1 protein-coding gene is annotated in these 1,005 nt (G+C 37.1%); it reads left to right on the top strand.

Going from position 1 to position 1,005, the window contains the following annotated elements; all coding sequences use genetic code 11:
• Nucleotides 1–212: 212 nt before the first annotated feature.
• Nucleotides 213–1,005 (top strand): MobV family relaxase (gene mobV, locus H2672_RS19120; RefSeq protein ID WP_255485932.1); only part of this gene is annotated, 793 nt, incomplete at its 3' end.

Consider the following 1,005-nt stretch of genomic DNA (forward strand, 5'->3'; position numbering starts at 1 on the left):
TTACTAGAAAAAACAACGGCTGCAAGCGGTTGTTTTTTCTGCTTTTGAACTTGGGAAGTCTGTCACGCTAGCGTGACAGACTTCTTGCTTTTCACCCTCGGAGAGCCCGCACCAATGAAATTGGTATAGTGGGCTATACCAAAAGTTTTGGTCCTCCTCCCCCGATGTGCTATTCTTATCCCAATATGATTCGTTCCCTAATGTAAAAGGAGATGCTGCAAATGGCACAATTCGCCATTATAAGAATGCAAAAATTCCAAGTATCAGATGTGCAAGGCATTCAAAAACACAATCAAAGGCAAGGGATAAGCAAAAGTAATCTCGACATCGATTATTCAAAAACAGAACAAAATTATGATTTGTTGAATGATCAAAACTTAAAATATGAAAGTGAAATTAAAGAAAAAATTGCGGAGCAAGTGAAAAGAAAACCTCGTGCGAATTCGGTTGTCCTTTCAGAATTTATGGTGACAGCTTCGCCTGAATATATGAATGCACTTTCTGCAGAAGAGCAAAAAAAATATTTTGAGAAGTCGCTTGAATTTATCCAGGAGCGATACGGCCAAAAAAATACACTCTATGCAGTCGTACATCACGACGAGGCAACACCTCATATGCACGTTGGCGTGATCCCGATTACAGAAGACAATCGTTTATCTGCAAAAGATATTTTTAACAAACAAGAATTAAGAGAACTCCAAGAAGAATTTCCGAAGCATTTACAAGAACATGATTTTGAAATTGTACGTGGTGAAAAAGGTTCGGAGAAAAAGCATTTGAGCTCACAGGAATATAAAGAAAAACAGGACTTGGAGAAAGAAATTCAGTTGCTAGATAAAGAAATTGATGGAAAGAAAAACGAATTTATAGATTTGAGCGAAGCATTACCCCAGGAAAAATTAGATGTTAAGGTTCAGAAAGAAATTACAACTGACGTAAAACAAAAATTGTTTGGTGATGCTGAAGTCACTAAAAAAGAAACGGGTAATTATGTTTTAGCTCCCG

The sequence above is a fragment of the Sporosarcina sp. BP05 genome, from assembly GCF_014282005.1.
GTDB lineage: Bacteria > Bacillota > Bacilli > Bacillales_A > Planococcaceae > Sporosarcina.